This is a genomic window from Chitinophaga sp. NPDC101104 (genome assembly GCF_050277495.1).
Taxonomy (GTDB): Bacteria; Bacteroidota; Bacteroidia; order Chitinophagales; family Chitinophagaceae; genus Chitinophaga.
The window spans coordinates 20,081-33,956 of sequence record NZ_JBNNSF010000001.1; the positions used below are offsets into that span (position 1 = coordinate 20,081).

11 protein-coding genes are annotated in these 13,876 nt (G+C 54.6%); 6 read left to right on the plus strand and 5 right to left on the minus strand.

The window, feature by feature from the left end:
* Positions 1-57: 57 nt before the first annotated feature.
* Positions 58-1,779, minus strand: a complete 1,722-nt coding sequence (locus ACQKLP_RS00095) for a DUF4836 family protein (protein WP_427318896.1) — start codon at positions 1,777-1,779, stop codon at positions 58-60.
* A gap of 181 nt (positions 1,780-1,960) precedes the next feature.
* On the opposite strand from ACQKLP_RS00095, the gene ACQKLP_RS00100 reads away from it, so the two are divergent.
* Positions 1,961-2,242, plus strand: a complete 282-nt coding sequence (locus ACQKLP_RS00100; RefSeq protein WP_126248448.1) for a YciI family protein — start codon at positions 1,961-1,963, stop codon at positions 2,240-2,242.
* 167 nt (positions 2,243-2,409) lie between these two features.
* On the opposite strand, the gene ACQKLP_RS00105 is transcribed toward ACQKLP_RS00100, so the two are convergent.
* Together ACQKLP_RS00105 and msrB are read right to left on the minus strand one after the other, a co-directional pair.
* Positions 2,410-2,958 carry an SRPBCC family protein gene (locus ACQKLP_RS00105; protein ID WP_427318898.1) on the minus strand — a complete coding sequence of 183 codons (549 nt, stop codon included), beginning with the start codon at positions 2,956-2,958 and terminating at the stop codon, positions 2,410-2,412.
* A 122-nt stretch (positions 2,959-3,080) separates the two neighbouring features.
* Positions 3,081-3,548, minus strand: coding sequence for a peptide-methionine (R)-S-oxide reductase MsrB (gene msrB / locus ACQKLP_RS00110; RefSeq protein ID WP_341842024.1), 468 nt, complete (start codon positions 3,546-3,548; stop codon positions 3,081-3,083).
* Positions 3,549-3,815: 267 nt separating this feature from the next.
* Here msrB and mutL point away from each other — a divergent pair, with 267 nt between their 5' ends.
* Both mutL and ACQKLP_RS00120 read left to right on the plus strand, forming a co-directional pair.
* Entirely contained in the window at positions 3,816-5,684 is a 1,869-nt protein-coding gene (gene mutL / locus ACQKLP_RS00115) for a DNA mismatch repair endonuclease MutL (protein WP_427318901.1), read from the plus strand.
* Positions 5,685-5,729: 45 nt separating this feature from the next.
* Positions 5,730-5,864, plus strand: a complete 135-nt coding sequence (locus ACQKLP_RS00120) for a hypothetical protein (protein ID WP_427318903.1) — start codon at positions 5,730-5,732, stop codon at positions 5,862-5,864.
* A gap of 95 nt (positions 5,865-5,959) precedes the next feature.
* On the opposite strand, the gene ACQKLP_RS00125 is transcribed toward ACQKLP_RS00120, so the two are convergent.
* On the minus strand, positions 5,960-7,444 hold the full coding sequence (locus ACQKLP_RS00125) for a gluconokinase (protein WP_427318905.1): 1,485 nt from the start codon (positions 7,442-7,444) through the stop codon (positions 5,960-5,962).
* A 104-nt stretch (positions 7,445-7,548) separates the two neighbouring features.
* Between ACQKLP_RS00125 and ACQKLP_RS00130 the strand changes: the two genes are divergently transcribed.
* Both ACQKLP_RS00130 and ACQKLP_RS00135 read left to right on the plus strand, forming a co-directional pair.
* A complete protein-coding gene (locus ACQKLP_RS00130; protein WP_427318907.1) occupies positions 7,549-9,282 on the plus strand; it encodes a GMC family oxidoreductase in 1,734 nt (577 codons plus the stop codon).
* 5 nt (positions 9,283-9,287) lie between these two features.
* Complete coding sequence (locus ACQKLP_RS00135) at positions 9,288-9,971, plus strand: gluconate 2-dehydrogenase subunit 3 family protein (protein WP_427318909.1); 684 nt, start codon at positions 9,288-9,290, stop codon at positions 9,969-9,971.
* Positions 9,972-10,042: 71 nt separating this feature from the next.
* Here ACQKLP_RS00135 and ACQKLP_RS00140 read toward each other — a convergent pair whose 3' ends face one another.
* A complete protein-coding gene (locus ACQKLP_RS00140) occupies positions 10,043-11,683 on the minus strand; it encodes a peptide MFS transporter (protein ID WP_427318911.1) in 1,641 nt (546 codons plus the stop codon).
* Between the two features lie 736 nt (positions 11,684-12,419).
* Between ACQKLP_RS00140 and ACQKLP_RS00145 the strand changes: the two genes are divergently transcribed.
* Positions 12,420-13,862: a Gfo/Idh/MocA family protein gene (locus ACQKLP_RS00145; RefSeq protein WP_427318913.1), complete on the plus strand. Its 1,443-nt coding sequence runs from the start codon at positions 12,420-12,422 to the stop codon at positions 13,860-13,862.
* Positions 13,863-13,876: the final 14 nt, after the last annotated feature.

Consider the following 13,876-nt stretch of genomic DNA (forward strand, 5'->3'; position numbering starts at 1 on the left):
AGAAAGCCGCCTCTTTGGAAAAGGGCGGCTTTCGGAAATATCGGTATCGATATGCGATTATTTTTCTTCTACTGCAGGCGCTGCGGTAGCGGCATCTTCAACGATGGCGCTGTCTACGGCCACCGCTTCGGTAGAAGGCTCGCCCCACATGGCTTCGTCGGCTTTACGCTTGGCGTTGGTGTAGTTGTACACTTTGTTGGTGAAATGGAACAGCTGGCTGAGCGCGTTCTTCGACTGGTCTTTAAACAGTACCACGCCGGAAGAATGGGATTTTTCGCCGCTGAACTGTTCGGATTTCGCGGAAATGGATTTCAGCAGGGATTTCAGGTCGGTGCTGATGCTATCGGGCAGTTCCATTTGTTTGGAAGGGATAGCGTTCATGATTTTTTCCACGTCAACGTAGAAAGCGCCATAGCTGCCTTTCGCATTGTCGAGCGCATCTCCGTCGAGTTTCGCTTTGCCTTTACCTGCATCGTAAGATTTCAGCAGTTCAGCATCGGAAGCAGCGAGCACGCGCTTGCTGTTGATCGACAGGGAAACTTCGCCGAGGGGCATGTTGGGAACATATTCATCGCCCTGTTTGGTGAGCGACTGTGCGATCATGGGGGAAGCCATTACTTTTTCGAAAGCGGCTTTGTCGCCCACTTTCAGGCTGAAGATCCATTTTGCTTCGGGTTTGGTAGCGGTGCTGTCCCATTCGGTGGGTTTGGGAACGGCAGCGAAGTCGGAACCAACGAGGGTCATTTCGCCTTTGAAAGCCAGCAGCAGATCGTCGAGGGTGATGCGTGCTTCGGAGAGGCCCATGTTGGCAAAACCGTCCATGCCCATCAGTTTCAGCAGTTCGCCGATGATGCGCAGGTCGAAGTTAACGGCTGCATAACCGAAAATGTTATCGGAAGGATATTGTTCGATAGCGGCTACGTTGACTTTTTCAACGGGGTATTTTTTGATGATGGCGGCGAGCTCTTTGCTGGTGTAAGACCATGCGTCGAAATCGATCTTGCCGGCTTCGAAGTTGGCGGAACCGGTGGTGAAAGCGCCTTCGGTGATTTTCTTCATGTTGGAAGCCATGAGGGCGCCCATGCCGGAAGCGTTGGCACCGTTCATATTATAAAGGGCTTCGCTGCTCATCCAGAAGAGGATGTCGCCTTTTTCCTTGCTGATGTCTTTGAAAGACGCGATGGTAGCAACCGATTCGTCTGCTTTGAGGGTGAACAGTTTTTCGAGGAGCGCGGCGCCGGTAGCGGCTGCGGGCTTGGCGGAATCTTCGCTGTCGAAGTAGCGGCTGCCCTGGTCGATCGTGGCGATGCCGATCATGGTTTTGGCGGTGAAGCCAACCACGCTGTTATTGTCTTCTACATATTTAAAGTCCTTACCGGCTTTTACTTCTTTTTTGGATTTCTCCTTCACGAACGCTTCGAGTTTCGTTGCATCGGAAACGTCGGCCACTACGATCATGCTCATGTTGCCGCTGGCTTCGCCGGGGACCATGGCGAAGAATACGTCGCCCTGGAGGTCGATACCGGAGTTTTTCGCGTCGGCGAGGGCTTTCGCGTAGTTATTGGAGGTGTCGGACTGCTGGAGGGTTTCGAAGATCTTGTCGATCGTGAGACCGTCTTTGGCCAGTTTGTCCTGGATTTGTTTGGATTTGAATCCGAAAACGATGGCGGCATTTTTAGGAATATGCTTTCCCGATTCCGGGGCTTTGGAGCACGAGGCTAACAGAATAAGCGCCGCACCCGTCATAAAGAGGAGCGCTTTTTGGATCGATCGTTTCATAAAGAAAGAGATGTTAAGAAAAATGGATTTGAAAATTAGAGGCAAAAATACAAGCTTTTTTGCTAATGCGTCTAAATTTGTTCCCTGGCGGGCGTTGGCTCGATTACTTTGCGCAATTTACATACCTTTGGCAGATATTCAGGATTTTAACCATTTTTTTGAAAGACCATATCTGACCTTTATGTACCTGATCCTCCTACAGTACATCCGCCCGCTGGCGGCTATCGAGCACTATATGGAAGCGCACAACGTCTTCCTGGAAAAGCAGGTCCGCGAAGGCCGCTTCATCCTCACCGGCAGGCGCAAGCCCCGCACGGGCTCCATCATCGTTTGCCGCGCCGGCAGCCGAAGGGAAGTGGAAGCCATCCTGGCGGAAGACCCGATGGACAAATTCCAGCTGGCCGTTTACGACATCATCGAATTCGAGCCGAATACTTTCGAGATGGCCGGCATCAGCTCCTGATCCGCCTTTCAAACAACCACCCACTAACCAACTTATCCAGCTCACACCTGCCGGCTCCCTGGCCCGGCATCCCCTTTCATCCGGAACGATTACTCAAAATGCGATCAGCCGCGCTACCGCGACCGGGGATTACTTTTCCATCAAACGATTGATTATCAAGCTATAATTTATTTCCTGCCGGCAGAAACGTTGGCTTCGGCAGCGGATTTCAGGCGCTGGAGGCTTTTCCGGAAATCGGTTTCGAGATTGTCTTTCATGAACATGCCCAGGATATTCTGCGGGCGGGGATATTTGGCGTCCATGCTCCACGAGACGCGGGTGCCGCCGGCGGAATCGGCAAATTTGAAGGAGATATCGCAAATGGAGGCAAGCGGTTCGAAAAACTCCAGCTGCTGGCGGATTTCTGTATGGGGCGTAAGGGAAAGATGGCGCAGGCGGCCGAAGCCGATCTTTTTACCGGTCCAGGTGGTAGACGCACCGGCCGTACCATCTACCCCGTCTATCCTGAATTGCGCGCCGGGCTCCCTTTCCTTGAGGGTATTCCATTGATTATAACGGTCGAAACGGGCGGTTTGGTCCCACACCGCGGCAGGCGGCGCGTGAATAAATACCGATTGCTCGATGTGAACATGCGTGGGGGCCACCAGCAACAGGATTGCCAGTAAAGCCATGGCCATGCCGATCACCCAGGCACTGTAATAGTAGAATTTTCTCAAAGGGATAGCTGGTTTTCCACAATTTACCGAATTTTTCCGGCGGTTGGAAACCCGTTACATTGGAAAGGCCGGCGCAAAGGAATTTGCACCGGCAGCATACAGTCAGGTTTTTTGGATGTGAATTACTTTTCTTTCCCGTTGAACTTCTTTTCCGCGTCCTGCGCCTTCTCGAAATCCAGGATCACCGAATTGATGCAGTAGCGAAGCCCCGTCGGCGGCGGGCCATCGTCGAACACGTGCCCCAGATGCGCCTTGCACCGGCCGCATTGCACTTCGGTGCGCTGCATGCCGTGAGAATTGTCGGGCGTATAGATCACGCTCGTTTTACTGACAGGCTGATAAAAACTCGGCCATCCGCAGCCGCTCTCGAACTTCGTGTCCGAAACGAACAGCGGATTGCCGCAAGCCGCGCAATAATACGTCCCGTGCTCCTTACTGTTCCAGAATTTTCCCGTAAATGCCCACTCAGTGCCCTTTTCACGGGCAATGTCGTACACATCCTTGGGTAAGATCTTTTTCCACTCTGCATCTGATAGGTTGACTTTGCCCGTGTCTGTGCGGGAATACACCGGGCTCTTTTTTTCTTCCATAAATGATTTTTTAGTCCCGTTTTGTGAGTAGGAACAATGACTGACTGTCATGGCTACAACTAATAATAGGTAGGTCCATGTCCTCATGGCTTCAGTTTTAATATGCACAATACCTACGGAACATAATTATTTATAAATTATTAATCTGGATATGTGTAGTTCCGTCTATGCACCTTAAAGGTACGAAACGTACAACTGTATGGATTGTACGCCTTCATGTATTTAACAATATTTTTTCTTCCTAACTTTACGCCAAAAGGCAGGTAAGTGGCGGATATCATCAATTTATTACCGGACAATATTGCGAATCAGATAGCAGCGGGCGAAGTGATCCAGCGGCCGGCATCGGCGGTAAAGGAGTTACTGGAAAATGCGGTGGACGCCGGCGCCACTGAAATCCAACTCATTATAAGAGATGCGGGCAAAGAGCTCGTTCAGGTGATCGATAACGGAAGCGGGATGAGCGACACCGATGCACGGATGTGCTTCGAACGGCACGCGACTTCCAAAATCAGGTCGATCGACGATCTTTTCCAGATCCGGACCATGGGTTTCCGGGGCGAAGCCCTGGCTTCCATCGCCGCGGTAGCGCAGGTAGAACTGAAATCGAAGCGGCAGGACGATGAGCTGGGGACTTTCATCGAGATCGACAACTCCGTCATCCGCCGGCAGGAGCCCTGCCAGGCGCCCGTGGGCACGAGCATCGCCATGAAGAACCTCTTCTTTAACGTGCCGGCCCGCCGTAACTTCCTGAAAAGCAATGCTGCCGAGATGCGCCATATCGTCGATGAATTCATCCGCGTGGCGCTCGCCTTCCCGCATCTCCAGTTTTCGCTGAACAGCAACGGGCAGCAGATGTTCCATTTCGAGAAAGGCTCCCTCAAGCAAAGGATCGTCTCCATCCTCGGCCAGCACTACAACTCCAAACTCGTCACCGTTAAGGAAAGCACCGATTATATGAACATCCACGGGTTTGTGGGGAAACCGGAAACGGCCAAGAAAACCCGCGGCGACCAGTTCTTCTTCGTCAATAACCGGTTCATCAAATCCAGCTACCTGAACCATGCCGTGATGAACGCGTTCGCGGAAACGATCCCGACAGACAGCTACCCGCTGTACGTGCTCTTCATCGACCTCGATCCCGCGCATGTGGACATCAACGTGCATCCCACCAAGCAGGAAATCAAGTTCGACGACGAGCGCATCCTGTATGCTTTCGTGCAATCGGCCATCAAACACGCTTTGGCGCAGTTCAGCGTAACGCCCGCGCTCGATTTCGACCTCGACCCCGGCATCCAGCAGCTCGACGCGCTCACGCAGCCTTTCACCGAAGAGAAGAAAGCGCAGTCGACCGGCACTTCCATCTACAAAACCTTTACGAGCGCCAACCAGGCGCACGTGATCGATAAAACGGCCAGCAGCAACCTCCAGCACTGGAAAGAGCTGTACGGCCCGGCGCCCGCGCGCGACAACGATTTTCCCTTGCCGCCACCTTCCGAATTCCCGGCGGCGCCCACTTCTACCGCTTCCGTCATCGACGAACGCTGGCAGGAAGCGGCGCACGACCAGAAAGGGCCGGTGCAGGTGCATCAGCAGTATATCCTTTCGCAGATCAAATCGGGTTTCATTCTGGTAGACCAGCGATCGGCGCACGAACGTATTTTGTACGAACGGTATCTCCGCGCCCTCGCCGAGAAACCCATCGCTACCCAGCAAAGCCTTTTCCCGCAAACGCTAGAACTGTTGCCTGCGGATGCGATCATCGTCCACGAAATGCTGCCCGACCTGCAGGCGCTCGGTTACGACCTGGAACCTTTTGGCCAGCATACTTTCGTGGTGCGCGGAACGCCGGCCGACATCCAATCCGGCAACGAACAGGCCAGCATCGAAGGATTGCTCGAGCAGTTCAAGAATTTCAGTACCGAACTGAAGCACAACCGCCGGGAGCGCCTCGTGCGCAGCATGGCCCGCAACAACGCCATCCCGTCCGGTAAACCGCTGACTTCCCGCGAGATGCAGAATATCATCGACGAGCTGTTCGCCTGTTCGATGCCCAATGTTTCCCCGGGCGGCAGAGGCACGTTCATCTCTTTTAAACTGAATGACCTGGAGAAGATGTTCGACAGGGGGTTCTAGGCCATATATTTTTCGGTATCTTCATAATATCCAAACTGAACGGCCATGAAAAAACATCCAACAACCGGTCCCCAATACGCATTCTTTGCGCGGTCGACCGCTTCGAAAAAGGAGCGTTCCATGTCCCGTTTCTGGCTGATTTCGCTCGTGATCGAACTGTTCGGCCTGCTGGCGAAATAAACCGCCCGGGGTTTCATCCGTTCCATTTCCATCAGCCAACATTTCCATCTTTCCATAAAAAAGACAGCCGCTTCTTTCGAGGCGGCTGTCTTCTTTTATTTTTCCCGGAGAATGTCGGTGACGTCTTTCAAACGTTCATATAACATGGAAAACGCGCGGTAATTGCGTTCGTAAACCGGCGCATGTTCCGAGTTGGGCTCAAAAACGCGCGCGGCGGCGGCGGAATTGAACTGCCACGCGTCTACCTGTTCCAGCGCGTGCCAGGCCAGCATGGCGGCTCCCAGGGCGGAGGCGTCTTCGTCCTGGTGCAGTAGCATGGGCTTGCGGAAAATATCCGCCATCAACTGGATCCACAACGGCGACGCGGTAAATCCACCGCTCACCGTTACTTCACGAATATCGCCCGTCACGCTTTCGAGGGCTTCGCCGATGCTGAGGAGGTTGAAGCAAATCCCTTCCACCAGCGCCCGCTGGAAATGCGGCGAACCATGGTGCTGGCGCATGCCCACGAACGCGCCGGATGCGCGGCTGTCCCACACCGGGGCGCGCTCGCCCAGCATGTAGGGCAAACAGAGCAGTCCATCGCTGCCGGCTGGCGCGGTGAAGGCCGTTTTCAGGAAATCGTTATAGTCGGACCAGGGCAGGAATGCTTTCGAGAACCATTGCAAAGCCACGCCGCCGTTGTTCATCGCGCCGCCGCAAACGTAATGTTCGGGCGTGAGCACGTATGAAAAAATCCTTCCGCCGGGATCATCGGCGGGCTTCGGGCACATCACGCGGATGGCGCCGCTCGTGCCTATGGTGAGCGCAGCATGCCCGGGCTCCACGGCGCCGGAGCCCAGCTGCGCCAGGCAACCGTCGCTGCTGCCGGCCATGATGAGCGTACCGTCGGGAACGCCCATAGCCTGTGCCATGGCGGGGTCCATGCCGATGAGGAGCCGCGTGGTCTCTACCGGGATGGGCAGGCGGTCGTCTGTAATGCCGGCGAGTTTCAGCGCGGGGCCGTACCAGTCGAGCGCCCGGATATCAAAAAGCCCCGAGCATGAGGCGAGGGAATAATCGGTGATGAATTCGTGGAAACAGCGGAACAGGAACAGGTCTTTGATCCCTACGAAACAGGCGGCCTGTTCGAAGATTTCGGGCTGCTGTTCGCGGATCCACTGGATTTTGCACAGCGGAGACATCGGGTGGATGGGCGTGCCCGTGGCGCGGTGGATGTCTTTTCCTTCCGGCGTGTTGCGGAGGGCGGCGGCATAATCTTCGGCGCGATTGTCGGCCCAGGTCATCACGGGCGTGAGGGGCTCGCCGTCGGCATCTACGGCCAGCAGACTGTGCATGGCGCTGCTCAGCGAGATGGCCGCGGGGGCGTATCCCATTTCTGCGACGGTTTCGCGGATGGTCTTGATGATAGCGGCGAGCACTTGCTCAGGGTCTTGCTCACTAAACCCGGGAACCGGCTCCAAGGTGGGATAAGTTTGTCTGCGGGATGCGGGGATCTGCCCCGCCGTGGTCACCGCGATCGTCTTCGCACTCCCCGTTCCGATGTCTACACCGAGGATATATGGTGATTTTGTCGTCATAGAATAGAACCCGAAAGTAAAAAACCCCTTTCATTTTCCGTATTTAATTTATAGATTTAAAATCTTTCAGGTTAAATCACGCTACAAAAATCCACGTACTTACAATGGCATTTGAGATAAAAAAACAAGCGAAAGCGTACGACGTGTGCATCATCGGATCTGGCGCTGGTGGCGGAATGGCGGCCAAAGTGCTGTCAGACGCGGGGCTGAAGGTGGCACTGCTCGAAGCAGGCCCGAAGTACGACCCAGCCGATCCGGAGCAGCAGACCCAATTGAAATGGCCCTACGAATCGCCCAGGCGGGGCGCCAACACCACCCGGCCCTTCGGCGATTTCGACGCCGCTTACGGCGGATGGGAAATCGAAGGCGAGCCCTACACACAAAAGAACGGCAGCAAATTCGACTGGTTCCGGTCCCGCATGTTAGGCGGCCGCACCAACCACTGGGGCCGCATTTCCCTCCGTTTCGGACCGAACGATTTCAAACATTATAGCCTCGACGGGCATGGAGACGACTGGCCGATCGGGTATGATGAAGTAAAGCCCTGGTACGACCAGGTAGACAAAATGATCGGGGTTTTCGGGTCGAAGGAAGGCATTTACAACGAGCCCGACGGTTATTTCCTCCCTCCTCCCAAACCGCGCCTCCACGAGCTGATGGTAAAACAGGCCGGCGATAAGCTCGGCATCCCGGTGATCCATTCCCGCCTGTCGATCCTCACCCGCTCGGTGAACAAAGACCGCGGCGCGTGCTTCTTCTGCTCGCAATGCAGCCGCGGATGTACCGTTCACGGCGACTTCTCCTCCTCCACCGTGCTCGTGAAACCCGCCATGAAAAGCGGTAACGTGGATTTGTACGTGGGCGCCATGGCGCGGGAAATTGTGACGGACGCGTCCGGTAAAGCAACGGGCGTGAGCTATGTCGATAAATCCGACATGCAGGAATACCGCATCGACGCCCGCGTGATCGTGCTGGCTGCGAGCGCCTGCGAATCGGCGCGGTTGCTCCTGAATTCCAAATCTCCCATGCACAAGAACGGCCTCGCCAATTCCAGCGGCCTGGTCGGAAAATACCTGCACGATTCCACCGGCGCTTCGCGCGGGGCGTTCATGCCTTCGCTCATGGACCGGAAACGGTATAACGAAGACGGTGTAGGCGGGATGCATATGTACATTCCCTGGTGGCTCGACAATAAGAAGCTCGACTTCGCCCGTGGCTACCACATCGAGTTCTGGGGCGGTATGGGCATGCCGGCTTACGGTTTCGGTTTCGGGATCGAAGGCATGCATATGAAAGACCCCAACCGCGGCGGTGCTCCCGCCGGCGGATACGGCGCCAGCCTGAAAAACGATTACCGCCGGTTCTTCGGCTCCACGATCGGGTTCGCCGGTCGCGGGGAAGCTATCGCGCGGGAAGATAATTATTGCGAAATCGACCCGAACGTCGTGGATAAATTCGGCATTCCCGTTCTCCGTTTCAATTACAAATGGAGCGAGCACGAGATCAAACAGGCGCGGCATATGCACGAAACGTTCGAAGAGATCATCCACCAGATGGGCGGCATTCCCCTCGGCACCAAACCCGGCGAAGAAACCATGTACGGTCTCGAAAACCCGGGCCGGATCATCCACGAAGTGGGCACCACCCGTATGGGCAACGATCCCAAACGCTCCGTCCTCAATAAATACAACCAGGCCCACGACGCCAAAAACGTATTTGTAGTGGATGGCGGCGCTTTCGTTTCGCAGGCAGATAAAAACCCGACCTGGACGATCCTCGCGCTGTCGCTGCGCGCATCGAATTACATCGTGGACGAATTGAAAAAACAAAATCTCTGATCATCATGGACAGAAGAGAATCGCTCAAAGCCCTCCTGATAGGTTCCGTATCCACCGGCGTTATCCTCAGCGCCTGCGAAACCAGCACCAAAGAGGCTGACAAAGCGCCAAAAACCGGGAAATTCTACGGCCGTACGCCCGAAGAAGTACTCCGCGACGAGGCGCTTAAAAAAGAAAAATTCTTCACGGACGCGGAGATGAAAACCATCACCGTGCTCGCAGATATCATCATCCCGAAAGATGAAACTTCCGGATCGGCCACAGACGCCAAGGTGCCGGAGTTCATCGATTTCATCGTGAAAGACCAGCCCAAGCACCAGCTGCCCATGCGCGGCGGTCTCCGCTGGCTCGATGTGCAATGCCAGAAACAGTACGGCAAAATCTTCACCGACCTGGAGCCCGACAAACGCCTGGCCATGGTAGACCAGATCGCGTTCCCCGAAAAAGCGGCGCCGGAAATGAGCCAGGGCGTTGCGTTCTTCAGCTTGATGCGCAACCTCACCGCCACAGGGTTCTTCACCAGCGAAATGGGCATCAAGGACATGGGGTACGCCGGCAACCGGCCCAATGAATGGGACGGCGTTCCGGACGATGTGCTCAAACAGTACAATCTTGCGTACGACGAAAAAATGCTGGCCGTTTGCCTGAAAAAGGAAGACCGCACCAAGCTCATGACCTGGGACGATTGATCCCGGTCTGAAACGCATAAAAAAAAGCGACGCCCGTAATGGACGTCGCTTTTTTTATTTTCCCCGGCGGATCAGTGCGCATGTTCCTTAAACACACGGTTCAACCAGCGCAGCATCAGGATGATGGTGCCCGCGGCAACGCCCAGCAGCAGGAAGTTCACGAGGAAATAATTGACTTTATTGTCGTACTGGTCCCACATCGCGGCCAACACGCCCGACAGTTTATTGCCGATAGACGTGGCCAGGAACCAGCCGCCCATCATCAGCGAAGTGAGGCGGGCAGGACTGAGCTTCGATACGAGCGACAGGCCCATCGGGCTGAGGAGCAATTCTCCCGCGGTGATGATGCCATAGCTGCCGAACAGCCACCAGGGTGCTGCTTTCACTGCGCCGTTATCGCAAACCATGACGGCCGCCACCATACAGAAAGTGGAGAGCGACGAAATCACGAGCCCCCACGCGATTTTGGTCATCGTGGTCGGTTCTTTCTTCCGTTTGCGGAGGAAGGTGAATAATGCGACGACGAGCGGCGTGAGGATGATAACGAAAAACGGGTTGATGGATTGGAATTGTTCGGTGTTGACGAGACTGATGGTGGTTCCTTCCGCCGGCATTTTCTCGGGCGCCACGTTCTTAAAGTAAACGGGCTTTCCGATCTCCTTTACCGGTTTGCCGTTTTCATCTTTGATAACGCGGAATTCATGGTCGTACGCTACCACTTCGCCGGTTTGGTTGGTGGTGGTTTCCGCGAGGGAAAGCGCGTTGGCGGGGCCGGTCAGCGAGGCAGACAGTTCGCGGTCCGTATAAAACTGCGCCCAGGTGGTGAGCGCGGTACCGTTTTGTTTGAATACCGCCCAGAACATGATAGACACTGCGAAAACGGCGAGCAGGGCCTTTACGGGCTGCTTGTCTGTGCCCGAAGCTTTGCGCAGCAGGTTCACGAAGAAATAAATAATGGGGAGGCAGGCGAAGATGAACGCGTCCGTAGAATCGGTGCCGAAGATATTGCCGGGGATGAACCAGCCGATGCAGCCTACGATCAGTACGGGAACGAAAACCTGCGCGAAGATGGAGCCCAGGGGCATATCGCCGGGTTGGACGGGCTTGAGGACGTCTGCATGGCGGTAATGTTTAAGCCCGGCTACGAAGATGATGACACCGAGGAACATGCCGATGCCTGCTGCGATGAACGCTGCGCCCCAGTTGATGTTGTTGCGGAGGTACGATGCGAAGAAGGTGCAGATGAAGGCGCCGATGTTGATCCCCATGTAGAAGATGTTATAACCGGTGTCTTTGCGCTCGATGTACCGGGGGTCGTTGTAAACGTTGCCCAGCAGCGTGGAGATATTGGGTTTGAAGAAGCCGTTGCCCACGCAGATGAGCGCCAGCGAACAGTAGAAAACCGTTAAATCTTTGACGGCCAGTCCGCAATACCCGATCCCCATGAGGATGCCCCCGATGATGATGGATTTGGAGTAACCGATTTTACGGTCGGCCAGGAGCCCGCCGATGAACGGGGTGAGGTATACGAATGCGATGAAGGTGCCGAAGATATCGACCGCTGCATGGCGGTCCATGGCCCAACCGCCCTTTTCGGCGTCTGTCAGGTATAGTTGCAGAATGGCGAGCAGCAGGTAGAAACCGAATCGTTCCCACATCTCGGAAAAGAATAAAAACGGTAAGGCTACCGGATGTTTGCGGTTAGTCGACATGTTGTAACATAAGGTTTGAGACGGCTAAAAATAGGATAAAAAACCACATCGCCACCAACATTCCCGACGAACGGTAAGGCCCATCCTACTCAAACAACAATTCACAATCGAAAAAATCGATTTAGCAAAAACAGGAACAGTAAGTGGCTTATTGATATCGTTTGCGGTTAGTCGACATGTTGTAACATAAGGTTTGAGACGGCTAAAAATAGGATAAAAAACCACATCGCCACCAACATTCCCGACGAACGGTAAGGCCCATCCTACTCAAACAACAATTCACAATCGAAAAAATCGATTTAGCAAAAACAGGAACAGTAAGTGGCTGATTGATATCGTTTGCGGTTGGCCGGCACGTCGCAACAGAAGGTTTGAGACGGCTAAAAACAGGATAAAAAACCTCATCGCCCCAACATTGCCGACAGACGGTATGCCCATGCCAACAACAATTCACGGTTGAAAAAATCGATTTAGTACAAACAGGAACAGTAAGTGGCTGATTGATATCGTTTGCGGTTGGCCGGCACGTCGCAACAGAAGGTTTGAGACGGCTAAAAACAGGATAAAAAACCTCATCGCCCCAACATTGCCGACAGACGGTAAGCCCATCCCATCCCAACAACAATTCACGGTTGAAAAAATCGATTTAGCACAGGACAGTACAGGATGCCGCTCATAGAGATTATTGCTTTTTCTATAAATTTTTCTATTATATTGAACGAAAATTTATCAAATCATGGTTCAGGGAAAAAATAATAAAAGAAACCAGATTTCACGTAGATCATTTCTAACCAACAGCGCTACCGCCGCTGCAGGTTTTATGATCGTTCCACGTCACGTATTGGGAGGGCCGGGTTACACCGCGCCCAGCGACAGGCTTCGCGTTGCCGGCATCGGTGTCGGCGGTAAAGGCGACAGCGATCTGAGCGAGATTTCGAAAGGCCCGGCAGACATCGTCGTACTGTGCGACGTTCATGACAGCCGCGCAGCAGGGTCCGTAAAACGCTTCCCCAAAGCGAAATACTACCGGGATTACCGCGAAATGCTCGACAAAGAACACAAAAACATCGACGCAGTAACCGTTTCCAGCCCCGACCATAACCACGCCGTGCAAGCCATGGCCGCCATGCAGCTCGGCAAGCACGTATACGTTCAAAAACCCCTCACCCACGACATCTACGAAGCGCGCATGCTCACGCAGGCCGCGAAAAAATATAAAGTAGTCACCCAGATGGGCAACCAGGGCGCCTCCGGCGACGGCGTCCGCCAGCTCATGGAATGGTACAATGCCGACCTCATCGGCGATGTTCATACCGTGTATTGCTGGACCAACCGCCCCGTATGGCCGCAGGGAATTCCCTGGCCTGCACAGCCCGGCACCAAACCGGCCGACCTCGACTGGGACCTCTGGCTGGGCACCGCTCCGCAAAAAGACTACGTCGACAAGCTCGTTCCGTTCAACTGGCGCGGCTGGTGGGATTACGGTACCGGCGCGCTCGGAGACATGGGCTGCCATATCGTGGAGCCTCCTTTCCGCGTGCTCGGCCTCGGCTACCCCGTTTCCGCGGAAGCCAGCGTAGGCAGCGTGTATGTAGACGAATTCAAACAGGGCTATTTCCCGGAAAGCTGCCCCCCGTCTTCCCACGTGATCATGACTTTCGAAACGAAACGCGGTCCGCTGAAACTCCACTGGATGGACGGTGGCATCCAACCCGCGCGCCCCGAAGAGCTCGGCCCCAACGAAAGAATGGGCGACGGCGGCAACGGCGCCATTTTCGAAGGCACGAAAGGCAAAATGATGTGCGGAACGTATGGTATGTACCCTTCGCTGCTGCCTTCCAAACGCAATGCGGAAGTGAACGTGAAGCAAACCATCGCCCGCGTGCCTGAAGGCCACTATGTACAGTGGGTGAACGCGTGCATCGCCGGTTACGGTAAGAAAGAACTGTCGGCCCCCTTCGAGATCGCCGGCCCGCTCACCGAAACCATCCTTATGGGCAACCTCGCCATCCGCAGCTACGATATCCGCAAACCCAAAGCCGACGGCAAAGGTTTCGACTATCCCGGCCGCTACATCAAACTGTTGTGGGATGGCCCGAACATGAAGATCACCAACTTCGACGAAGCCAACCAGTTCGTGAAGCGTACCTATCGCGACGGCTGGACGCTCGGTGTGTAAGCAATTTTTACGAA

What these genes read in the sequence shown, in the direction of transcription:
- ACQKLP_RS00095 (WP_427318896.1), bottom strand. Translation starts at nt 1,779, where the DNA reads ATGAAACGATCGATCCAAAAAGCGCTCCTCTTTATGACGGGTGCGGCG.
- ACQKLP_RS00100 (WP_126248448.1), top strand. Translation starts at nt 1,961, where the DNA reads ATGTACCTGATCCTCCTACAGTACATCCGCCCGCTGGCGGCTATCGAG.
- msrB (WP_341842024.1), bottom strand. Translation starts at nt 3,548, where the DNA reads ATGGAAGAAAAAAAGAGCCCGGTGTATTCCCGCACAGACACGGGCAAA.
- ACQKLP_RS00120 (WP_427318903.1), top strand. Translation starts at nt 5,730, where the DNA reads ATGAAAAAACATCCAACAACCGGTCCCCAATACGCATTCTTTGCGCGG.
- ACQKLP_RS00125 (WP_427318905.1), bottom strand. Translation starts at nt 7,444, where the DNA reads ATGACGACAAAATCACCATATATCCTCGGTGTAGACATCGGAACGGGG.
- ACQKLP_RS00130 (WP_427318907.1), top strand. Translation starts at nt 7,549, where the DNA reads ATGGCATTTGAGATAAAAAAACAAGCGAAAGCGTACGACGTGTGCATC.
- ACQKLP_RS00135 (WP_427318909.1), top strand. Translation starts at nt 9,288, where the DNA reads ATGGACAGAAGAGAATCGCTCAAAGCCCTCCTGATAGGTTCCGTATCC.
- ACQKLP_RS00140 (WP_427318911.1), bottom strand. Translation starts at nt 11,683, where the DNA reads ATGTCGACTAACCGCAAACATCCGGTAGCCTTACCGTTTTTATTCTTT.
- ACQKLP_RS00145 (WP_427318913.1), top strand. Translation starts at nt 12,420, where the DNA reads ATGGTTCAGGGAAAAAATAATAAAAGAAACCAGATTTCACGTAGATCA.